This window comes from Aquitalea sp. LB_tupeE (genome assembly GCF_013391415.1).
GTDB lineage: Bacteria > Pseudomonadota > Gammaproteobacteria > Burkholderiales > Chromobacteriaceae > Aquitalea.
Genome location: NZ_JACAXB010000008.1, coordinates 110,757 through 132,848, shown reverse-complemented (window position 1 = coordinate 132,848; position 22,092 = coordinate 110,757). Strand labels below are relative to the sequence as shown.

At 58.4% G+C, this 22,092-nt stretch carries 20 protein-coding genes and 1 tRNA gene; 17 read left to right on the top strand and 4 right to left on the bottom strand.

All coding sequences use genetic code 11. The features are described 5' to 3' along the window. Positions 1–5 precede the first annotated feature (5 nt). Positions 6–1,160: an iron-sulfur cluster carrier protein ApbC gene (gene apbC / locus HWX34_RS02750; protein ID WP_218645025.1), complete on the bottom strand. Its 1,155-nt coding sequence runs from the start codon at positions 1,158–1,160 to the stop codon at positions 6–8. Positions 1,161–1,459: 299 nt separating this feature from the next. Here apbC and HWX34_RS02745 point away from each other — a divergent pair, with 299 nt between their 5' ends. The 6 genes from HWX34_RS02745 (at position 1,460) to HWX34_RS02720 (ending at position 7,757) form a co-directional block, all read left to right on the top strand. Beyond that, positions 1,460–2,719: an MFS transporter gene (locus tag HWX34_RS02745; protein ID WP_178970877.1), complete on the top strand. Its 1,260-nt coding sequence runs from the start codon at positions 1,460–1,462 to the stop codon at positions 2,717–2,719. Positions 2,720–2,862: 143 nt separating this feature from the next. Beyond that, positions 2,863–4,923, top strand: a complete 2,061-nt coding sequence (metG, locus tag HWX34_RS02740; protein ID WP_178970876.1) for a methionine--tRNA ligase — start codon at positions 2,863–2,865, stop codon at positions 4,921–4,923. A gap of 221 nt (positions 4,924–5,144) precedes the next feature. Next, positions 5,145–5,330, top strand: coding sequence for a hypothetical protein (locus HWX34_RS02735; protein WP_178970875.1), 186 nt, complete (start codon positions 5,145–5,147; stop codon positions 5,328–5,330). Between the two features lie 139 nt (positions 5,331–5,469). After that, positions 5,470–6,090: a VC0807 family protein gene (locus HWX34_RS02730; protein WP_178970874.1), complete on the top strand. Its 621-nt coding sequence runs from the start codon at positions 5,470–5,472 to the stop codon at positions 6,088–6,090. A gap of 397 nt (positions 6,091–6,487) precedes the next feature. Further along, positions 6,488–6,564 (top strand) — tRNA-Met (locus HWX34_RS02725). A gap of 203 nt (positions 6,565–6,767) precedes the next feature. Further along, positions 6,768–7,757, top strand: a complete 990-nt coding sequence (locus HWX34_RS02720) for a 2-hydroxyacid dehydrogenase (RefSeq protein ID WP_178970873.1) — start codon at positions 6,768–6,770, stop codon at positions 7,755–7,757. Positions 7,758–7,773: 16 nt separating this feature from the next. Here HWX34_RS02720 and yaaA read toward each other — a convergent pair whose 3' ends face one another. Continuing rightward, a complete protein-coding gene (gene yaaA, locus HWX34_RS02715; RefSeq protein ID WP_178970872.1) occupies positions 7,774–8,547 on the bottom strand; it encodes a peroxide stress protein YaaA in 774 nt (257 codons plus the stop codon). Between the two features lie 120 nt (positions 8,548–8,667). On the opposite strand from yaaA, the gene dtd reads away from it, so the two are divergent. Next, positions 8,668–9,120, top strand: coding sequence for a D-aminoacyl-tRNA deacylase (gene dtd, locus HWX34_RS02710; protein WP_178970871.1), 453 nt, complete (start codon positions 8,668–8,670; stop codon positions 9,118–9,120). Positions 9,121–9,199: 79 nt separating this feature from the next. Here dtd and HWX34_RS02705 read toward each other — a convergent pair whose 3' ends face one another. After that, positions 9,200–11,194 (bottom strand): LysM peptidoglycan-binding domain-containing protein, encoded by a 1,995-nt coding sequence (locus HWX34_RS02705; protein WP_178970870.1) that lies wholly within the window; start codon positions 11,192–11,194, stop codon positions 9,200–9,202. Positions 11,195–11,359: 165 nt separating this feature from the next. Then, complete coding sequence (gloB, locus tag HWX34_RS02700; RefSeq protein ID WP_178970869.1) at positions 11,360–12,118, bottom strand: hydroxyacylglutathione hydrolase; 759 nt, start codon at positions 12,116–12,118, stop codon at positions 11,360–11,362. A gap of 20 nt (positions 12,119–12,138) precedes the next feature. Here gloB and HWX34_RS02695 point away from each other — a divergent pair, with 20 nt between their 5' ends. The 10 genes from HWX34_RS02695 (at position 12,139) to HWX34_RS02650 (ending at position 22,092) form a co-directional block, all read left to right on the top strand. Then, positions 12,139–12,903, top strand: coding sequence for a class I SAM-dependent methyltransferase (locus HWX34_RS02695; protein ID WP_178970868.1), 765 nt, complete (start codon positions 12,139–12,141; stop codon positions 12,901–12,903). A gap of 42 nt (positions 12,904–12,945) precedes the next feature. Beyond that, complete coding sequence (rnhA, locus tag HWX34_RS02690) at positions 12,946–13,389, top strand: ribonuclease HI (RefSeq protein ID WP_178970867.1); 444 nt, start codon at positions 12,946–12,948, stop codon at positions 13,387–13,389. A gap of 59 nt (positions 13,390–13,448) precedes the next feature. After that, positions 13,449–14,171: a DNA polymerase III subunit epsilon gene (dnaQ, locus tag HWX34_RS02685; RefSeq protein ID WP_178970866.1), complete on the top strand. Its 723-nt coding sequence runs from the start codon at positions 13,449–13,451 to the stop codon at positions 14,169–14,171. Then, a complete protein-coding gene (gene ispD / locus HWX34_RS02680; RefSeq protein WP_178970865.1) occupies positions 14,168–14,851 on the top strand; it encodes a 2-C-methyl-D-erythritol 4-phosphate cytidylyltransferase in 684 nt (227 codons plus the stop codon). Before dnaQ ends, ispD begins: the two co-directional genes overlap by 4 nt. Positions 14,852–14,856: 5 nt before the next feature. Further along, positions 14,857–15,336, top strand: coding sequence for a 2-C-methyl-D-erythritol 2,4-cyclodiphosphate synthase (gene ispF / locus HWX34_RS02675; protein ID WP_178970864.1), 480 nt, complete (start codon positions 14,857–14,859; stop codon positions 15,334–15,336). 84 nt (positions 15,337–15,420) lie between these two features. Then, positions 15,421–16,080: a ribose-5-phosphate isomerase RpiA gene (gene rpiA, locus HWX34_RS02670; protein ID WP_178970863.1), complete on the top strand. Its 660-nt coding sequence runs from the start codon at positions 15,421–15,423 to the stop codon at positions 16,078–16,080. Between the two features lie 123 nt (positions 16,081–16,203). Then, positions 16,204–16,908, top strand: a complete 705-nt coding sequence (phoU, locus tag HWX34_RS02665; RefSeq protein ID WP_178970862.1) for a phosphate signaling complex protein PhoU — start codon at positions 16,204–16,206, stop codon at positions 16,906–16,908. Between the two features lie 173 nt (positions 16,909–17,081). Then, entirely contained in the window at positions 17,082–18,548 is a 1,467-nt protein-coding gene (gene ppx, locus HWX34_RS02660; protein WP_370459660.1) for an exopolyphosphatase, read from the top strand. Between the two features lie 3 nt (positions 18,549–18,551). Then, positions 18,552–19,619 (top strand): magnesium/cobalt transporter CorA, encoded by a 1,068-nt coding sequence (gene corA / locus HWX34_RS02655; RefSeq protein WP_178970861.1) that lies wholly within the window; start codon positions 18,552–18,554, stop codon positions 19,617–19,619. A gap of 124 nt (positions 19,620–19,743) precedes the next feature. Further along, positions 19,744–22,092: a heavy metal translocating P-type ATPase gene (locus HWX34_RS02650; RefSeq protein ID WP_178970860.1), complete on the top strand. Its 2,349-nt coding sequence runs from the start codon at positions 19,744–19,746 to the stop codon at positions 22,090–22,092.

Genomic DNA, 22,092 nt, shown 5'->3' with positions numbered 1-22,092 from the left:
AGCAATCAGTTGTTCTGAATGACGATCTTGGGGAACTTGCCGGAGAAGTCCTGGGCTTTTTCGCCCACCTTCACCGCCAGTTTGCGGGCAATGTCCTTGTACAGAGCGGCCACGTTGCCATCCGGGTCGGCAGCGACCGTGGGTTTGCCCTGGTCTACCGCCAGGCGGATACCCATGTCCAGCGGCAGCGAGCCCAACACTTCCACGCCAAAGTCGGTGGCCATGCGCGCAGCACCGCCTTCGCCAAAGATATGTTCGGCATGGCCGCAGTTGCTGCAAATATGGATAGCCATGTTTTCCACCATGCCCAGAATGGGCACGCCCACTTTCTGGAACATGGTGACGCCCTTGCGGGCATCCAGCAGGGCAATATCCTGCGGGGTGGTGACGATCAGGGCGCCGGTCACCGGCACTTTTTGCGACAGGGTGAGCTGGATGTCACCCGTGCCCGGCGGCATGTCGATCACCAGATAATCCAGATTGTCCCAGCGGGTGTCATTCAGCAGTTGTTGCAATGCCTGGCTTACCATGGGGCCGCGCCACACCATGGCCTGGTCGGCATCGACCAGATAACCGATGGACATGGTCTGGATGCCGTAATTGATGATGGGTTGCAGGCTCTTGCCATCCGGTGTTTCCGGGCGCTGGCCTTGCAGGCCCAGCATCAGCGGCTGGGACGGGCCATAGATGTCGGCATCCAGAATGCCCACGCGCGCACCTTCGGCTTGCAGGGCCAGCGCCAGGTTGACTGCAGTGGTGGATTTGCCCACGCCACCCTTGCCGGAGGCAACGGCAATCACGTTTTTCACGCCAGGCAACAGGGGGACGCCGCGCTGGGCGGCATGGCTGGTAATCTGGCTTCTTACGCTTACATTCAAGGCACGGCCTGCCGCGACGGCTTGCAAGGCATTGCGGAATGCTTCGGCCACCCGTTCAAACTGGCTGGCGGCCGGGTAGGCCAGTACCACGTCCAGCGACAGCTGATCAGCGCTGATCTTGATGTTCTTTACTGCCTTGGCGGCGGCATAGGTTTTACCGGTATTGCTGTCGATCAGGCCGGCAACGGCCTCCAGCACTTGGGCGTCGGTCAGGGTCATGGTATCGGCTGCGCTATCTGCGTCCGGCTTGTTGCCGAACAGCTTGGTCAGTTTGGAGAGCATGGGGGCGATGGAAGTGGGTGAATACCCGACAATTTTACTATGTTTTTGGACAGCTGCGTTGTCCCTTTTGCAAGTGGGCATGTTACTCCCGCACGCCTGCGCTGGCTATGGGCTTGACCAGATAGCAGGCTGCAGAATGGTAAACTGCTTCAGTTCGAAACAATTTGCTGCAAGCACTTGATCTGTGTAGAATTCCGGGCTTTTTTTCGTGCTGGCGCGGCTGTTTTTGCTGCTGTCAGTGCGGGTTCGGCCCTGTCAGGCCGTGGCCATGTTCTTTGTTGCCAAGAAAGGTTGTTGTCTTGCAGTCCAAACATATTTCTCTCAGCCCGGCAAACCTGCTGTTTCCGCTGGCGCTGGTGTTGTTCGAGTTCGCTGTTTACATTACCAACGACATGGTGCAACCCGCCATGTTGCAGGTTACCCGCGAGTTTCTGGTCAGTAGCAGCTGGGTTCCCACCTCCATGACGGCCTTTTTGGTCGGCGGTGCCTTGCTGCCCTGGCTGACCGGCCCTTTGTCCGACCGCATCGGCCGTCGCCCGGTACTGTTGTTCGGCGTGGCCTTTTTCATGCTGTCCTGTCTTGCCACTTATCTGGTCCACTCCATCGAAGGCTTCATTGCCCTGCGGGTAGTACAGGGCATGGGCTTGTGCTTTATCAATGCCGTTGGCTATGCCGCCGTACAAGAGGCGTTTGAAGAAACCGCCGCCGTCAAGGTGACTGCGCTGATGGCCAATGTGGCGCTGATCGCGCCGCTGGTGGGCCCGCTGGCCGGTGCCGCGCTGGTGGAAATCGCCCCCTGGCGCAGTTGCTTTCTGGTAATTGCCGCACTGGCTGGCTTTGCCCTGCTGGGACTGTGGTGGAAGATGCCGGAAACCGTGGTGCCGGAACAAGGCCGCCAGCCCTTGAGCCAGATGGGGGCAGATTACCTGCGCTTGTTGAAACAGTCGCGTTTTGTATTGTCTGCCCTGTGTATTCCGCTGCTGGCCCTGCCGCTGATGGGCTGGATTGCGCTGTCGCCGGTATTGCTGGTGCGCGACCTTGGCATGAGCACTCTGCAATATGGCCTGATGCAGTTGCCGGTATTTGGCGGTCTCATCGCTGGCAACTTTGTACTGGCCATGCTGGCGGATCGCTGGCCGCTGGGGCGTTCGGTATGGCTTGGCATGTGGCCGATTGTCGGCGGACTGCTGTTGATGCTGGCGGGTGTGCTGTTTGCCACCGAGCCGGTATGGCTGATGGTCGCCGGCATGAGCCTGATGAGTTTTGGCGAAGGGCTGAGCTTTGGTGTGTTGTACCGCTTTGCCCTGATGTCCTCGCCCGTGGCCAAGGGCGCTGTATCGGCAGCCATGAGCATGCTGTCGATGGCTGGCTATGCGCTGGGTATCGAGCTGTTCCGCCTGGCTTACATGGCTGGTGGCCTTGCCGGTTTTGCCTGCTGCTCGGTATTGACTGCCTTGTTGTTTGTAGTGTTGGCACGTCGCACGGTGCCGCAGGCCATGGCTGAACGCGCCGCGCCGGCCGATTACCTGCCGCTGGAGCTGCAAGGCCAGAACAGCTAAACCACCAATTCCCCTGCATAACAACCCGGTTAGATGGCTTTTGTCGGCAATCTACCGGGTTTTTGCCGAACTGTGCCGTGACCCGTGAGGCGATACGGCTCTATAATCGACGGCTTGAGATCGCTTACCTTCAGGAACACCCAATGAGCAAACGCAAGATTCTGGTAACCAGTGCACTGCCTTACGCCAACGCGGGGCTGCATCTGGGCCATATGCTGGAACAGATCCAGACCGACGTCTGGGTGCGTTTCCAGAAAATGCGCGGGCACGAATGCTATTACGTGTGCGCGGATGACACCCACGGCGCCCCCATCATGCTGGCCGCGGAAAAGCAGGGCATCACCCCCACCCAGCTGGTGGATGCAGTACGCGAACTGCACCTGGCCGATTCCCAGGGTTTCCTGATTGGTCACGACAACTACTACAGCACCAACAGCCCGGAAAACAAGGCATTTGCCGAGCAGGTATACAAGGCCTTGCGCGCGGATGACAAGATTTCCAGCCGCACCATCGAGCAGCTGTTCGACCCGGAAAAGCAGATGTTCCTGCCGGACCGCTTCGTCAAGGGCGAATGCCCCAAGTGCAGCGCCAAGGACCAGTACGGTGACAACTGTGAAGTCTGTGGTGCCACCTATAACCCGACCGAATTGAAGAACCCGTACTCGGCGGTGTCCGGTGCCAAGCCGGTACTGAAAACTTCCGAGCACTACTTCTTCCGTCTGGGCGAATGCGCCGACTTCCTCAAGGGCTGGACCAGCGGCAACAGTGTGCGTGCCGATGGCGTGAGCCAGCCGCATTTGCAGCCGGAATCGCTCAACAAAATGAACGAGTGGATCGAAGGCGGCCTGCAGGACTGGGACATCAGCCGCGATGCCCCGTATTTCGGTTTTGAGATTCCGGATGCGCCGGGCAAGTACTTCTATGTGTGGCTGGACGCGCCGATCGGCTATATGGCCAGCTTCAAGAACCTGTGCGACAGCAAGGGCATCGATTTTGACGCCTGGTTCAAACCGGATTCGGACGCCGAGATGTATCACTTCATCGGCAAGGACATCCTGTACTTCCACGCGCTGTTCTGGCCGGCCATGCTGCATTACTCCGGTTTGCGCGCACCCACCGGTGTGTTTGCCCATGGCTTCCTCACCGTGGACGGGCAGAAAATGTCCAAGTCGCGTGGCACTTTCATCCAGGCCAAGAGCTATCTGGACTGCGGCCTGAACCCGGAATGGATGCGCTACTACATGGCCGCCAAACTCAACGGCCGTATCGAAGACATCGACCTCAACCTGAACGACTTCGTTGCCCGCGTGAATTCCGACCTGGTGGGCAAATACGTCAATATCGCCAGCCGCTCTGCCGGTTTCATCAGCAAGCGCTTTGGCGGCAAGCTGGCCGACAGCGTGGTGGATACGGCCATCCTGCACAAGCTGCAAGCCGCTGCGCCGGAACTGGCCGCCGCGTTTGAAGCCCGCGAATACGCCAAGGCACTGCGCGATGTAATGGCACTGGCCGACGAGGTGAATGCCTATGTCGACGCCAACAAGCCGTGGGAACTGGCCAAGCAGGAAGGGCAGGATGCACGCTTGCAAGAAGTCTGCACTGTGCTGATCAACGCCTTCCGCCTGCTCACCATCTACCTGAAGCCGGTACTGCCCAAGCTGGCCGAAGGCGTGGAAGCCTTCCTCGGCGTGGCGCCGCTGGCCTGGGCTGATGCCGACAGCCTGCTGTTGGGCAAGACCATCAACACCTATCAGCACCTGATGCAGCGCATCGACCCGGCGCTGATCGACAAACTGATCGAAGCAAACAAACAGAATATGCAAGCCACCAGCAACGCCCCGGCTGCCGCTGCTTACGAGCCGCTGGCCGACACCATCAAGATCGACGACTTTGCCAAGGTAGACCTGCGCATCGGCAAGGTACTGGCCTGCAACTTTGTCGAAGGTTCGGACAAGCTGTTGCAGTTCACGGTTGATCTGGGCTTTGAACAGCGCAACATCTTCTCCGGCATCCGCTCTGCTTATCAGGAACCGGAAAAGCTGGTGGGCCGCAATGTGGTGGTGGTGGCCAATCTGGCCGAGCGCAAGATGCGTTTTGGCGTGTCGCAAGGCATGATCGTCTGCGCCTCTGGTGCCGATGACAATTCCGGCCTGTTCCTGCTGGACGTGGATCAGGGCGCGGCACCGGGCATGCGTATCGGTTAAGCGGACGGCGTTTCGCCCCCATACAGCCCTGCCCTTGATGCGGCAGGGCTTTTTCTTTGTTGTGCCAGAAAAACGTCATGAATGTGTCATTTGGGACTGTTAGAGTCTTTCATCATAACGATGTGGAACTATATTGTTGGCTTATTTGTCAATAACGTGTTAAACCTTTAGATCAAACTAAAATTTTGTCGCAATGATAAAAAAAACAAGGAAATACAAAAATGCAAATCTCTCAATTGAAACCGGGTTACACCGTACTTGAGCATAAAGACAGTGGCGATATCGTCCACTACACCGTCGTCAGCATCCGCCAGGTAGGCAAGATGTTTGAAGTGACGTTCCAGTCGGTACTTGGCTTGGCCAGTGCCTTCTATCCGGCCAATGGCGTGATACACGCCGCAGCCTGAGCCCACAACCGACCTGACGAACCCGGGTCGATACCAAGCAAAGCACCCCGCCGTCGGCGGGGTTTTGTTTTCTGGTGCTGATGGCGGATGAATTCTGCCGTATCATAAACACCTGCGTGTTTGCCAAGCCGAATTCCCCATGACCCGCCTGCACAAACTGACTCCCGAACTGCTTGCCAACTTTTTGCTGCCTTGGTTGTGCTATCGCTGGGCTCAGCCGCAGTGGGGTGAAACTGCCGGGCTGATTGCGTCTTCATTGCCCCCTATCGCCTGGAGTGTGGTCGAGCTGTTGCGTTTTCGCCGTATCGATGCGCTGAGTGTGATGGTGCTGGGCGGTATTGCCCTGTCATTGCTGGCCATGCTGCTTGGTGGTAGCCCGCGGATATTGCTGATGCGCGAATCCTTGCTGTCTGGTTTGATCGGCCTGGCATTCCTGCTGTCACTATTGCTGCCCAAGCCCTTGCTGTTCTATCTGGCGCGTGCCACGGTGGCGCGCGAGTCGGCCGAAGAAGAGTGGCGGTTTGACGTACGCTGGCAGGAACCGGCATTTCGTCGCGGCATCCGTCAGCTCACCTTGTTGTGGGGCGCTGGGCTGTGTGCCGAAACCTTATTGCGTGCCTTGCTGATCTGGCTGCTGCCGGTGGAACGTTTCCTGATACTGTCGCCCTTCATCAGCTACGGCATCATGGGCTTGCTGCTGGCTGGCACTTGGCTAGGCCGGCGCAGATTGCGGGCAAACCGCCCGCTGTCGGTTTCATAAGGACAAAAAAAGAGGCCGCCCGGGGAGGCGGCCTTGAATTTCCGTGATGAACACTTAGGAGAATACGTGCTGCACACCTGAGGGGGTGGCGCAGAACGATTCGAACTGCACTGGCTACTTGTCTGTCGCACCTTCACCGCAAGAACGGTGACGGGATGTGCGGCGGGCTGCCAAGCACTCTTGGGGCAGAAGTGATTGGCGGTAACACAGTTCATACTTTAGGGCAGCAATGTTGAGAAGATGTGTCATGTAAGCAGGCAAATGTTAATAAGTTTTACAAATAAGCCAGCTGTCATATTAAAAAAATTTTAAGAAACTGTTGACAGAAGAGTGCCGTACTTGTACTATGCACTCCTCTTCTGAAGAAACACCGCAGAAGACAGCGACAGAACACTGACGCGGGATGGAGCAGTCTGGTAGCTCGTCGGGCTCATAACCCGAAGGTCGTAGGTTCGAATCCTGCTCCCGCAACCAAAAATAATGTCGGCAACAGCTGGCATTGGCAAATAAACCCCGATAGAACATGGCTTCTACGGGGTTTTTTGTTATTTATTTTCCGTAATTGTGCCCAGGGCTGCGGTGGTGATGCAATGTCACTCGTCCGGTCTTCTGCAAGCGAGTGCGCGCTGGTTGGCAGGTTATACTGAAAAGCCATCCATTGCCGTCAGAGGGCCATCATGCGCATTGCTGTTTTCGATACCAAAAATTACGACCGCCAAAGCCTGGATGGTGCCAATCAGCAATTCGGTCATCAGCTGAGCTACTTCGAGCCACGGCTCAACCGTGACACGCTGGAGCTGGTGCACGATGTCGATGCGGTCTGTCCTTTTGTCAATGACCGGCTGGATGCCGACGTGATTGCCAGCCTGGCGGCGCGTGGCGTGCGTCTGATTACCTTGCGCTGCGCCGGTTTCAATGGCGTGGATCTGACAGCTTGCCGTCAGCACGGCATCACGGTGACGCGTGTTCCTGCGTATTCTCCGCATGCGGTGGCCGAGCATGCGTTTGCGCTATTGCTGGCCGTGGTGCGGCGCATTCACAAATCTTATGTCCGGGTGCGTGAAATGGATTTCTCGCTGGACGGGCTGGTCGGTTTCGATCTGTATCGCAAGACTATTGGCGTGGTTGGGACCGGGCGCATTGGCCAGGCTACCATTGCCATTGCCAAAGGTTTTGGCATGCGGGTATTGGCATTTGACGTATTTCCACAGGCCGGGCTGGATGAAAAGCTGGGTTTTGACTATGTGACGCTGCCAGATTTACTGGCGCAGTGCGATGTAGTCAGCCTGCATTTGCCACTGACAGCGCAAACCCAGCACATGATCAATGCCCGTTCACTGGAAGGTATGAAAACTGGGGCGGTGCTGATCAATACCAGTCGGGGCGGGCTGATTGAAACCGCGGCTCTGATCTCGGCTTTGAAAGAAGGGCGTTTGGCTGGGGTGGGGCTGGATGTGTACGAGATGGAGGAGGGCGTGTTTTTTGAAAATCACTCCGAGGCCGGCCTGCAGGATGATCAACTGGCCCGGCTGCTCACCTTCCCCAATGTGTTGGTGACAGCGCATCAGGGCTTTCTGACGCGTGAAGCGCTGGACAATATTGCAGAAACCACCCTGGCCAATGCGACTGCATTCGAGCAGGGTGGTCCTTTGGATAACAAACTGTAAGCGTGACTTACACGACTTATTCTGCCCTGCGGCGGAACACCCAGCGCTGGGTGTCTGACTCGCTGCTATCAAATTGATAACCGGCCAGGTTGAAGTCTTGCAGCGCTTCCGGGATGTCTGCCTGGTGCAGCGCTGCCCAGCGCGCCATCAAGCCACGTGCCTGTTTGGCGTAGAAGCTGATGATTTTGTACTGACCGTTCTTGTAGTCCTGAAATACTGGAGTGATCAAGCGGCCGTGCAGCTTGGCCGGTTTGACCGATTTGAAGTATTCGTCAGATGCCAGATTCACCAGCACCGGGTTGTCTGACCCATCCAGCAGTGTGTTCAGTGCATCGGTGATACGCTCCCCCCAGAAGGCATACAGGTTGGCCCCGCGTGGATTGGCCAGCCGGGTACCCATTTCCAGGCGGTAGGGCTGCATCAGGTCCAGCGGCCGCAACAGGCCGTACAGACCGGACAGAATACGCAGATGGTGTTGCAGATAGTCCAGCTGGGTTTCGTTCAGGCTGGCCGCGTCCAGACCTTCATATACGTCCCCCAGAAAGGCCAGAACGGCCTGCTTGGCATTATCAGGTGTGAATACCGGGTTCCAGTCGTGATAGCGGCCTACATTCAAGGTGGCCAGCGCATCGCTGATGTCCATCAGCTTGGCAATGTCGGCCGGGCTTTTCTCGCGCAGCACGGTGATAAGCTGCTGGCTGTCAGCCAGGAAACCGGGTTCGGTGTAGCGCTTGGTGTGCGGTGGCGTGGTGTAGTCCAGCGTCTTGGCCGGGGAAAGTACCATCAACATGGGTGGTGTCCTTGCAGCGGAATGGGGTGAATTGTAGCGGAGCCGTGATAACTGTGGCCGGAATGTTCATCATGCGGATCGCGCGGTTAGAATGCTGGATTGATTATTGGAGATGCGGGCATGCGGGTGGTTGTTCAACGGGTGAGTAAAGCGAAGGTGACAGTGGCGGGAGAAACCTGCGGGCAGATTGCTGCCGGCTTGCTGTTGCTGGTGGGAGTGGAGGAGGTGGATACGCAGCAGGATATCGACTGGCTGGTACGCAAGATCAGCCAGCTGCGCATTTTCAGCGACGCTGACGGGGTGATGAACCGCTCACTGCTGGATTGTGGTGCCGAGGCCTTGGCTGTCAGCCAGTTCACCTTGTTTGCTTCTACGCGCAAGGGAAATCGCCCGTCTTACAGCCGCGCAGCGCGAGGGGAGATCTCGCGTCCGCTGTTTGAGCAGTTTGTGGCCAGCCTGGCGCAAGTGCTGGGTAAATCCGTGCCGACAGGTGTGTTTGGTGCCGACATGCAGGTGAGTCTGGTGAATGATGGCCCGGTCACCATCTTGCTGGACAGCCGGAATCCGGAATAAGTGCCTGAGTGCAGTACTGGTTGAACGGAAATAAAAAAACCCGCCAAGGCGGGTTTTTTCATGGATGGTCTGCAAGGGATTACAGGCCCTGGGTCTCGATGCGGACGCGCTGCCCGGGCTGCAGACGGATGAGCTGATTGGCATCGTTCCAGCGCTGGATGTCGGCGTGGTTCACACCAAAGCGACGGGCAATGCTGTACACGGTGTCACCACGTTGCACCACATATTCGGCCGGAACGGCACCGGTGGCCGCCGTTGTGCCACTACTGACCTTGACCAGCGCCTCATCCTGCGCGGATGGGGCGGGTACGGCTTCAGCCAGCATGGTGTTGCTGGCCAGCGGATTGGGTTTTACCCGGATAACCTGCCCCAGCTTGACGGTGTTGTCGCTCAGGTTGTTATAGGACTTGAGGTCGGCCACGCTCACGTTATAACGACGCGAGATGTTGAACAGGGTATCGCCACCCACCACGGTGTGCTGGCTGGCTGCCGGGTTGACGCTGGCCAGACGGGCTTCCAGCGGTTTGGGCGGCGGCGTATTGCCGGAAGGCAGGCTGGGGGCCTCGGCCTTGGCCAGTACCTGCGGCTTGCTGGCGGGTTTGGCTGCAACAGTTTCTGCCACATCAGCCACATTGGCTGATACAGTGGCGACAGAATTGAGTGCTGGAATGGTACTTGTTGTGACGGCGGCCGCAGTTGACGTGCTCGGTGTTACGCTCTGCTCAGCCGATGCGACAGTAATGGCTGGGCTGCTGGTTTCGGCTACCGGACGAATGCTGGCTGCCAGGGGCTGCTGCTTTGCAACTGTCGGAGTGTTTATGGCTACCGTAACAGGCTTGGCTTGCTCGGCAACAATGGTCACCGGCTGCGGTTTGGCGCTGGCAATCAGGCTGTCGTTGGTGGTCAGGTTGTTATCGGTGCTATCAAGCGGGGTGGCGCCATCGCTCTTGCCGCGCAGCGCAACCAGCAGCGGTCGGCCTGCGGTGAGATTGCGTGAACCGAGTTTGTTGACGTTTTGTAGTTCACCCGGGCTCATGCCGTAGCGCTCGGCCACGCTGGCCACGTTTTCATCCGCCGTCGGGGTATATACCTGCCAACTGAGCAAGGGTTTGTCCCAGTGGGCCAGGTTGTAATCGAACTTGTCGGCCTTGGCCAGCGGAATCAGCATCTGACGACCGGGTTTGTGCGCGTAGACCGGCAGATTGAACGCCGGGTTCAGTTCCTTGAATTCGGCAACCGACATGCCTGCCATCTTGGCTGCTACTTCAATATCCATGTGACGTCCGGTGGATACCGCAATGAAGTAGGGCTTGTTGGGGAACTTGTCCAGACGGATGCCGTATTTCTCAGGCTGGCTGAGAATGTTGCGCACCGCAATCAGCTTGGGAGCGTAATTGCGGGTTTCATTCGGCATCTTGATGTTTTCGTAGGTGGGCTCAAGGCCTGCGGCCTGCGCACGGGCAATGGCGCGTGCCAGATTGCCTTCGCCCCAGTTGTAGGCGGCAAGTGCCAGGTTCCAGTCGCCAAATTGTGCGTACAGGTTTTGCAGGTAGTCCAGCGCGGCGCGCGTGGCTTCCATGATGTCGCGACGGCCGTCATACCACCAGGTTTGTTCCAGGCCGTAATGGCGGCCGGTGGCCGGCATGAACTGCCACAGGCCAGCCGCACCCACCGGGGAATTGGCGGTGGGGACAAAGGCACTTTCAACCACGGGCAGGAAAGCAATTTCGGTGGGCATGCCACGGCGTTCCACTTCATTCATGATGTGAAACAGGTATTTGTGGCCGCGATCCAGAATGCGTTTGAAGTACTCGGGCTTGCTGCTGTACAGGCGTTCCTGCTTGCGGACGATGTCGGCGTTGACTTCTGTCAGCTGGAAGCCTTCGCGCGCGCGTTCCCAGACATTGTCGCCATTACGCAGCAGGCTGGAGTTCAGCAGCATCATGTCCAGGCCGGCAGCCTGTGCTTCATCAACACCTACCGACTGACGGAATGCGCCTGAATCGGCATGCGCCAGCGCGGGGAGGGAAAATGCAAATGACAGCGAAAGTGCCAATGGGGTGATTCTTTTCATTGGGCCAGCCCGGAATTCTGATCTCGGCCGATGCTAAACACCGGCCATGGGTGTGTCAATCGAAAAAGCCAAATCATTTCATGAGCTTTGCGCAAAACGGTCATTCAAAAGCAATCAATTCCGGCAAGCAGGCTTTTAACAAGAATGATCTACCCGGAATGAATTTCAGCGGAAAGTGTTTTTCCATTCACGCAACACGGTAAACACTTCCAGTCGCGTATCCAGCGTTTTACCGGCATGACGGCTGGCTTGCTGTCTTACCGCTGCCACGTGACTGCGCATGAATGGATTGGTGGTTTTCTCCAGTCCCAGTTCGGTCGGCAAGGTGGGCAACCCCATGGCAATCTGTTTTTGATCCAGCAATTGCCTAAGCTGGATTTCGTCATTGTCCGGCTCGACGGCCAGGGCAAATTTGAGATTGGACAAGGTGTATTCATGCGCCGGATAAAAACGGGTGGTATCGGGCAGGGCGGCCAGCTTGTCCAGTGAGGCCAGCATCTGTGCCGGGCTGCCTTCGAACAGGCGACCGCAACCGGCACCAAACAGGGTGTCGCCGCAAAACAGTTGTCCATGACCGCAATAGGCCAGGTGGTCCAGTGTGTGGCCAGGCAGTGCCAGTACATCAAAAGCATAGTCATGCCAGTGCACGCAGGCGCCTTCCATGACCGGCTGATTGACGCCGGCAATGCTGGCCGGGCCATACACCTGAGCCTGTGGCCAGCGTTGCAACAATTCGGCCAGCCCGCCGCAATGATCGGCGTGGTGATGGGTGATCAGAACGGCCTGCAAGGCCAGTCCGCGCTGCTCCAGATGGGCAATCAGCGGCGCGGCTTCACCGGGGTCCACTGCAAGAGCACCGGTGCCCTGTTGCAAAACCCAGATATAATTGTCGGCAAATGCCCGAACGGGGGTAACGGTAAACATGGTCGGATCGGACTCCTTCAATGATGCAAGCGTTTTCCACGTGGCTGACCACGACCGAACTGGGCCTTTACCTGCTGCGGTGTGAGCAGGCGTTTTTCGATCGGGCGGTCGCCGATATTTTTGGTTTTCATGCTGTACAGATAGGCCTGCCTCAGGTGGATTTCCTGAGTGCCAACCGTATTCCCTGGCAATGCCGTGCAGCCGAAGGCGGGGAGGCGGCACAAATCATATGTCACCCCGAGCAGCTGCCGTTTGAAAGCCGCAGTCTGGATTTGCTGGTCATGCCCCATCTGCTAGATTTTACCACCGAGCCGCATCAGGTTCTGCGCGAGGTGGAGCGGGTACTGGTGCCGGAGGGCAGATTACTGATGACCGGCTTCAATCCGGTTTCCTTATGGGGAGTACGTCGCCTGATTCAGGGGCGGGCAGCCATTCCGTGGCGCGGTAATTTTTTCCCGCTGATCCGTATCCGCGACTGGCTGAAACTGCTCGACCTGGAGCCAGTAGCCGGCTGTTTCATGGCCTATGCCCCGCCCTTGTCGCAACAGGGCTGGCTGGAGCGCTTTGGCTTTCTGGAACAGGCGGGCGACAAATGGTGGCCGCTGGCGGCTGGTGTTTACGGTATCGAGGCGGTCAAACGCCAGCGCGGCATGCGTCTGATCACTCCAGCGTGGAAGGCTTCCAAACCGGCCAAGGGCTTGGTGGTGGCCGGCGGGAACGAACGTCACCCCTCACACCGCGAGATGCCGCCAACGGTTAGCCAGTTGCGCGATCCGCAAGAATAAACCTGCTTCGTTGCCATCAGCGAAGCCAACAGAACCGAGAACATGACAAGCGAAGATTGTGTCGAGATTTACACCGATGGTGCCTGCAAGGGCAACCCAGGCCCAGGTGGCTGGGGTGCTTTGTTGCGTTTCAAGGGCAAGGAGAAGGAGCTGTTTGGCGGCGAACATGGTACCACCAACAACCGCATGGAACTGCTGGCCGTCATTCGCGGCCTGTCGGCACTGAACCGGCCCTGCCATGTTGTGGTCTACACCGACTCGCAATATGTGCAAAAGGGCATTTCAGAGTGGATTCACGGCTGGAAGGCCCGTGGCTGGAAGACCGCCGCCAAGGAACCGGTCAAGAATGCCGACCTGTGGCAAATGCTGGATGCCGAACGCAATCGTCATCTGCATGTCGACTGGCGCTGGGTGAAGGGCCATGCCGGCCACGAATTCAACGAACGGGCCGACCAGTTGGCCAACCGCGGCGTTGAGTCCCTGTAAACGCATTGTCCTCTTATTGAATATGGCCGGGTGCCAGCGCCCGGCCTGAAAGCAGCAGCATGAGACAGATAATTCTCGATACCGAAACCACCGGCCTCGACCCGGATCAAGGCCACCGCATCATTGAGTTTGCCGGTCTGGAAATGATCAACCGCAAGCTCACCGGCCAGCATCTGCACTTGTACATCCATCCCGAGCGCGATATCGACCCGGATGCCGAACGGGTGCATGGCATCTCGCTGGCTTCGCTGGAGGGCAAGCCGCGCTTTGCCCAGGTAGCTGAGCAACTGGCCGACTTCATGCGTGGTGCCGAACTGATCATCCACAATGCGCCGTTTGATGTGAAGTTCCTCAATGCCGAATTCGACCGTCTTGGCCTGCCGCGCATCAACAAGCTGGCCGGTCAGGTCACCGACACCCTGGCCATGGCGCGTGACCAGTTCCCCGGCAAGCGCAACAGCCTGGATGCCTTGTGCGACCGCTTTGACATTGACCGCTCCAACCGTACCCTGCACGGCGCGCTGATCGACTGTGAACTGCTGTCCGAGGTGTACCTGTGGATGACCCGTGGCCAGGAAAGCCTGGTGATGGACATCGACGTGGATGCCGGCAACAGCCAGGGTGGTGACATCCAGTTCGAACGCAAACCCCTGCTGGTGAAACGCGCCAGTGAGGAAGAGCTGGCGGCGCATGCCAGTTATCTGGGCGAGCTGGACAAGGCGGTAAAAGGCAGCTGTCTGTGGCGCACGCTGGAGGCACCGCCCGCCGGAGATGCCACATGAGCCGCTATCTTGCCCTGGTTCCGGCAGCAGGGTCCGGCAGCCGCTTTGGTGGCCCCAGCCCCAAGCAGTATTTGCAGCTGAACAATCGCCCGCTGATGTGGCATACCTTGCAGGTATTGAGCCAGGTGGCCGCCATCAGCGAAGTGGCGGTAGTGATTTCTCCGGCTGATGAGTGGTTTGATGATTTTGATTGGGATCTGCCCAAGCTGCGGGTGTACCGCGTTGGCGGTGCCAGCCGGGCAGAAAGCGTGCGCAATGGCCTGCAAGCCATGTCGGCGGATGCCCAGGACTGGGTGCTGGTGCATGACGCGGCCCGTTGTTGCCTGTCGGTTACTGCGGTGGAGCGGCTGATTGCCACGCTGGCCGACGACCCGGTAGGGGGACTGCTGGCACTGCCGGTGGCCGATACCGTCAAGCGTGCCGATGTCGAAGAGCGTGTCAGTGCCACCGTTCCGCGTCAGGGCCTGTGGCTGGCGCAAACGCCGCAGATGTTCCGCGCAGGCCTGCTTGGCAGTGCCTTGCACGCCGCCGAAGCGGCTGATGTGACTGATGAGGCCTCGGCCATCGAACATTACGGCCATAAACCCCGCCTGGTGGATGGTGATGCCCAGAACTTCAAGGTGACCTACCCGCGCGACCTGGCATTGGCCCGGGCGATCCTGGCTTCACGAAAGGACTGAAACCCATGTTCCGAGTTGGACAAGGTTACGATGTACACCAACTGGTAGAAGGCCGCTCGCTGATTCTGGGTGGCGTCACCATTCCGCATACACACGGCCTGCTGGGCCATTCCGATGCTGACGCGCTGTTGCACGCCATCACCGATGCGCTGCTGGGCGCTGCCGCCCTGGGCGATATCGGCCGTCACTTCCCGGATACCGACGAGCGTTTCAAAGGGGCTGACAGCCGTGTGTTGCTGCGCGAAGCCGTGGCCCGCGTGCGTGCTGCCGGCTGGCAGGTGGTGAATGTGGATGCCACCCTGATTGCCCAGCGCCCCAAGCTGGCACCGTATATCGACGCGATGTGCGCGACGATTGCCGCCGATCTGGGCATTACTGTGAATGCGGTCAATGTGAAGGGCAAGACCAACGAAAAACTGGGCTATTTGGGCCGTGCCGAGGCGATCGAAGCCCAGGCAATCTGCCTGCTGATGCCGCAGCAATAAGCCTGCACACACCGACAGATGGCTGTCGTTGTGGGATAATCGGCACCGGACATGCAATCGAACTCACCTGATGGAGCCAATACTATGCTGACCCAAGACCAACTCAAGCTGGCCGTTGCCCGTAAAGCGCTGGAATTCGTGCCGGAAGACTGCATTATCGGCGTGGGCACCGGTAGTACCGTCAATCTGTTCATTGAAGAACTGGCCACCATCAAGGGCCGCCTCAAGGGTGCTGTTTCCAGTTCCGAAGCTTCTACCGCCCGTCTGAAAGCCCACCATATCCCGGTGTTCGAACTGAACGATGTGGAAAAGCTGGAGGTGTATATCGACGGTGCCGATGAAATCAACCATCACCTGCACATGATCAAGGGCGGTGGTGCTGCGCTGACCCGGGAAAAGATTGTCGCCAGCGTGGCCGAGCAGTTTGTCTGCATTGCCGACGAAACCAAGTATGTCGCCAAACTGGGCACCTTCCCGCTGCCCATCGAAGTCATTCCCATGGCGCGCAGCTCGGTTGCCCGTCAGCTGGTGGCGTTGGGAGGGCATCCGGAATTGCGCCAGGGCGTGGTGACCGATAACGGTAACCTCATCCTGGATGTGCATGGCCTGACCATCAATACCCCGGTCGAGCTGGAAGAAACCATCAATCACATCGCTGGCGTGGTCACCTGTGGCCTGTTTGCCCGCCGTCGTGCCGACGTGCTGGTGCTGGGTCGTCAGGATGGCGTGGAAGTCATCCGCTAAGGCTTTGTCCCCGGCAACGGGCCTGGTCGCACAGGCCCGTTCCGATTAAATGTCATCAGCCTGTCATCTGGCTGGCTTACGATTACTTTTTTCCCGAATTCCGGATTCGTTCAAGAGGCAGACATGGCAGAACACATCTCCAAGCAGTTCGACATGGAACTGGAAACCATCCGTACTCGCGTGCTGCAAATGGGCGGCCTGGTGGAACAACAGATTCTTGCCGCTATCGATGCGCTCATGTCCGGAGATATCGCCAAGTTTGACAAGGTGATTGCCGAAGATGCACTGGTCAATTCCATGGAAGTCGCCATCGATGATGACTGCCAGCACATCATTGCCCGTCGTCAGCCGGCCGCTAGTGATCTGCGCATTATCATCACCGTGATCAAGACCATCACCGATCTGGAACGCATCGGCGACGAAGCCCAGAAAATTGCCCGCATGGGCAAGACCATCTATCAATCCGAGCGCTACCAGATGCCGCGCTTCCGCGAAATCCGCAAGATGGCGGAAGTGGCGCTGGCCATGTTGCGCCGTGCGCTGGATGCCTTTGCCCGGCTGGATGCCACGGCCGCGCTGGAGCTGGCGGAAGAAGACATGCGGCTGGATGACGACTTCGCCGCCGAATTGCGCCAGTTGATCACCTTCATGATGGAAGACCCGCGCACCATCAGCATGTCGATTGATACCTTGTTCATTTCCAAGGCCATTGAACGCATCGGCGATCATGCCAAGAACATCTCCGAATACGTGGTGTATCTGGTGAAAGGCAAGGACATCCGCCATACCTCGCTGGAAACCATCAAGCGGGAAACACTGGGCGGCTGATCAAGCGCAATGACGTAACGGTATAAATGGCGGTAACATCCTCGGTGTTACTGCCATTTTTTATTGAATAATCGATGACGGAGCCCGATGCCACGCAGATGGTTGATCCGGGCTCTGTAGCAAACCCTCATGCAAAAGGCTTGCCTTTGACCTCCACCCTGCCTACTCCGGATGTGCTGGCGACAGTTGACCTGGGGTCCAACACTTTCCGCCTGCAAGTCTCCCGTGTCGTTGAGGATCAGCTGTATCCGCTGGACGCGATGAAAGAAACCGTACGTTTGGGTGCCGGCCTGACTGCTGACAAATACCTGGACGATATCACCCAAGAAAAGGCGCTGGCCTGCATGGCCAGGTTCGGTGAACGCCTGCGCGGTTTCAGCCCGCGCCAGGTGCGTATTGTGGGCACCAATACCCTGCGCGTGGCGAAGAACTCAGCCGAATTCATCCAGCGCGCCGAAGCTTTGCTGGGTTTCCCGATTGAAATCATTGCCGGCCGGGAAGAGGCACGGCTGGTGTATATCGGCGCTGCGCATTCCTTGCCGGCCACCCGGGAAAAGCGGCTGGTGGTGGATATCGGTGGCGGTTCCACCGAGTTTGTCATCGGCAGCCAGTTCAAGGCGCATGTGACCGAAAGCCTGCCGCTGGGCTGTGTCAGTTACAGCCTGCGTTACTTTGCCGATGGCAAACTCAGCCGCAGCAACTTTGCCGATGCCACGCTGGCGGCGCGTAACGAGATACAGCGCATTACCACCGAATATCGCCCCGAAGAGTGGCAGCTGGCCGTTGGCACCTCCGGCACGGCCCGATCCTTGCGCGATATTCTGGAAATCAATGATTGGTCTGCGTCAGACATCACGCTGGATGGCATGCTCAAGCTGCGTGCCGATCTGATCCGGCGGGAAAACCTGAAAAACGTCAGCCTCAACGGCTTGAAGGCTGACCGCCTGCCGGTATTGCCCGGCGGTCTGGCCATCATGATTGCCATTTTCGAAGAACTTGGCGTCAACAAGATGATCGTGGCCGAGGGTGCGCTGCGCGATGGCGTGTTGTACGACCTGCTGGGGCGCCAGCGGGAAAAGGACATGCGCGAGAGCACGGTGCAGTTGTTCAAGCGGCGTTATCACGTGGATGTGGCGCAAAGCGAGCGCGTGCAGGCACTGGCCGAGCGCCTGTACCGCATGGTGGCCGGCGAGGACCTGGATCAGGACATGCTCAAGCGGCTGATCTGGGCGGCGCGGCTGCATGAAATCGGCCTCACCATCGCTCATACGGCCTATCACAAGCACTCGGCCTATATTCTGCAAAACGCCGACATGCCGGGTTTCTCCAAGCGTGAGCAGGCCATGCTCGCCACCATCGTGCTGGGGCATCGTGGCGATATGGGCAAGATGCTGCAGGTGGTGAACGACCCGGCCTTGTGGCAAGCGGTGGTGGCCTTGCGTCTGGCTGTCTTGTTCTATCGCAGCCGCAATACCATTGTTTTGCCTGCCGAGCTGGACCTGAAACCGGATGCCAAAGGGTTTGTTCTGACAGTCAGCCAGAACTGGCTGAAAGACAATCCGTTGACCACCAGTGCCTTCCGTCAGGAAGTGTCGCAGTGGAAAAATGTCGGTTTTGAACTCGACATCAGTCAACGCTGAACCATGCGCCATGCTCAGGTAAAACAACGGGTGCCCACCTTGGGGGAAGCACCCGGCGCGCTGCTGCCGGTGGGTGAGCAGAAAGTGGCCAGCAGCAGCATCACCTTGCTGGAATACGGCCCGCAGCAGCTGAATGAAAGCCGGTTTGACAGTATCGCGGCCGGGCTGGCTTACCAGCCGGAACAGCCGGTATTGTGGCTCAATGTCTATGGTCTGCACGACCCGGTCGTGATGCAGGCCATCGGCCAGCGCTTCCAGCTGCACCCGCTGGTGCAGGAAGATATTCTGAATAACCGGCAGCGTCCCAAGGTTGAGGATTATGGCGATTACCTGTTCATTGCCACCCGTGTATTTCATTTCCCGGAAGATAGTGGCCGTCTGAGTTACGACCAGATGTATCTCGTATTGGGCCGTGATTTCGTGCTGACCTTCCAGGAAAGGCCGACCGGTGTGTTCGAACCCGTGCGTGAACGTTTGCGTAGTGCACGCTGTGTCTTGCGCCATAAAGGTGCTGACTATCTGGCTTATTCTTTGTTGGATGCCATCATTGATGACTATTTCGGGGTACTGAGCCAGTTTACCGAACATGTCGAGCGCACCGATCAGTTGCTGCTGCATGGCCGTGAGCAAGGTGTGCTCAACCGGGTGCAGCGCCTGAAGCATGATTGTCTGAAGCTGCGCCGCTCCATTCTGCCCTTGCGCGAAATCCTGCTGACGATGATGCGTGGTGATTACACCCTGATTCAGCAGGAGACGCAGGTCTATCTGCGCGATGCCTACGACCACACCATGCATGTCATCGAATCACTGGAGATGTCGCGCGAGTTGGTGTCTGACATGCTTGACCTGTATTTGTCCACCCAGTCGCACCGGCTGAACCTGCAAATGCGGGTACTGACCGTATTCAGCATGATCTTCATGCCGCTCACCCTGATTGCCGGCATTTACGGCATGAACTTTGAAAACATGCCGGAACTGCATTGGCACTATGGTTATTTCGGGGTGCTGGGTTTGATGGCAAGCATTGCCATCGGGCTGATCTGGCTGTTTTCCCGCCGCAACTGGATCTGAATCCAGGCTTTCCACCACAAACCGCAGCAGCCAGCGCCCTGCGGTTTTTTATTGCTTGAGGGGCAAAAACGCAGGGTGCAAATATACCCCTTGGGGGTATATACTTGCAGGCAAGGAGTCCATCATGCGCGAGATTACCGTTACCCTGCCCATCACCGGCATGCATTGTGCTGCCTGCGCCGTGCGGCTGGAAAAAGTATTAGGCAAGCTGGAAGGCGTGAGCGCCAGCGTCAACTTTGCCAGCGAACAGGCGCAAGTGCGTTATCAGGGCGGGCAGGAACAGTTGCGGCAGATAGAGGCGGCCATCAGCAAGGCTGGCTTTTCGATACCGCAGCAGCAGCTGCAGCTGGATATCCAGGGCATGACTTGTGCTGCCTGTGCGGTACGCCTGGAGAAAGTGCTGAACAAGCTGCCCGGCATGACGGCACAGGTCAATTTTGCCAACAACACGGCCAGCCTGCAGTTTCCCGCAGGCGCGCTGACACTGGCGGATACCCAGGACGCCGTGCGCAAGGCAGGCTTCACCGCCACGCCACAGGCAGATGCCACTGGCAGTACCAGCCCGGAGCAGACACCCGCTCAGGATAGTAAGGAGCTTGCCTGGTTTGGCCTGTCCCTGCTGCTTACCCTGCCGTTCTTGATCGACATGCTGGCCATGCTGTTTGGCTGGCATGGCCTGATGCTGTCGCGCGGCCTGCAACTGGCGCTGGCCACACCGGTGCAATTCATTGTCGGCTGGCGCTTTTATCGTGGGGCATGGCATGCCTTGCGCAGTGGCGGTGCCAATATGGATGTGCTGGTGGCGCTGGGTACCAGCATGGCCTGGTTGCTCTCCACGGTAGTCACCCTGGCTGGTGCATCACAGCAGCATGTGTATTTTGAAGCCAGCGCCGCCGTCATCACTCTGGTGTTGCTGGGCAAGTTGCTGGAAGCCCGCGCGCGTGGCAAGACCTCCGCTGCCATCGCCAGCCTGGTGCGGCTGGCACCGCGTCAGGCACGTATCGAACGGGATGGCCAGTTACACGATATTGCCGTGGAACAGTTACAGGTGGGCGATGTGGTAGTGGTGCGTCACGGTGAAAGCCTGCCGGTGGATGGTGTGGTGCTGGAAGGCGAGGCCGCTGTGGATGAAAGCATGCTGACCGGTGAGAGCATGCCCGTCAGCAAGGGCTGTGGTGACAAGGTGTTTGCCGCCACGCGCAACCAGCAAGGCATGCTCAAGGTACGCGCCAGCAGTGTGGGCAGTCATACCCAGCTGGCGGAAATCATCCGCCTGGTGGGGCTGGCACAGGGTTCGAAAGCACCCATCCAGCGACTGGCAGACCAGATTGCCGGCATCTTCGTGCCGGTGGTGGTGGGCATTGCCCTGCTCAGCTTGCTGGGCAATGGCTGGTGGCTGGGCGACTGGAGCCAGGCCATGATCCGCGCGGTGGCCGTGCTGGTGATTGCCTGCCCCTGCGCGCTGGGGCTGGCGACCCCTACGGCCATCATGATGGGGGTGGGCAAGGGCGCCGCCCGCGGCGTGTTGTTTCGAAATGCAACGGCCCTGGAAACCGCAGGCCACATTGATACCTTGCTGGTGGACAAGACTGGCACCCTGACCCGGGGCAAGCCCGAACTCACCACCATCTGGGCTGCGGATGGTGATGAAAACCGCGTCTTGCAACTGGCGGCCAGTGTGGAGAGCGGGTCGGAACATCCGCTGGCGCGCGCCATCCTGCAACAGGCGGCACAGCGTGGCCTGGCCTTGCTGCCCTTGAGTGCTTTTCAGGTCGAGGTTGGCCAAGGGGTGACGGCCAGTCTTGAAGGGCATGGCAACTTGCGGGTGGGGCGGCCGGACTGGGCTTGTGACACTGCCTTGCCGGCCGGCTGGCCACTGCCTGGCCAAAGCATGATTGCTGTGGCGAATAATGGCGGTTTGCTGGGCTTGCTGGCTATTGCCGACACATTGCGGCCAGAGGCCGGGACTGCGGTTAAGGCCTTGCAGCAAACAGGGGTGCAGGTCATCATGCTGACCGGTGACAACCTGTCAACGGCAGCCGCCATTGCGGCACAGGCAGGTATTACTGATTACCGTGCGGGTTTGCGGCCACAAGACAAGGCTGCAGTCGTGCGCGAGTTGCAGCAACAAGGCCGCAAGGTGGCCATGCTGGGCGATGGCGTCAACGATGCTCCGGCGCTGGCAGCGGCTGATGTCAGCTTTGCCATGGGCGCGGGTTCGGATGTAGCCATCGAAACCGCCGACATCACGCTGATGCAGGGCGATATCACCCAGGTGGCCGCAGCCATCCGCTTGTCGCACAGTACGCTGGCTAAAATCCGGCAAAACCTGTTTTTTGCCTTTTTCTACAATATTCTGGGCATTCCGCTGGCAGCGCTGGGCTTGTTGAACCCGGTTGTCGCCGGAGCGGCCATGGCCTTGAGCTCCGTCTCGGTGGTCAGCAATTCCCTATTGCTGCGCCGCTGGAAATAA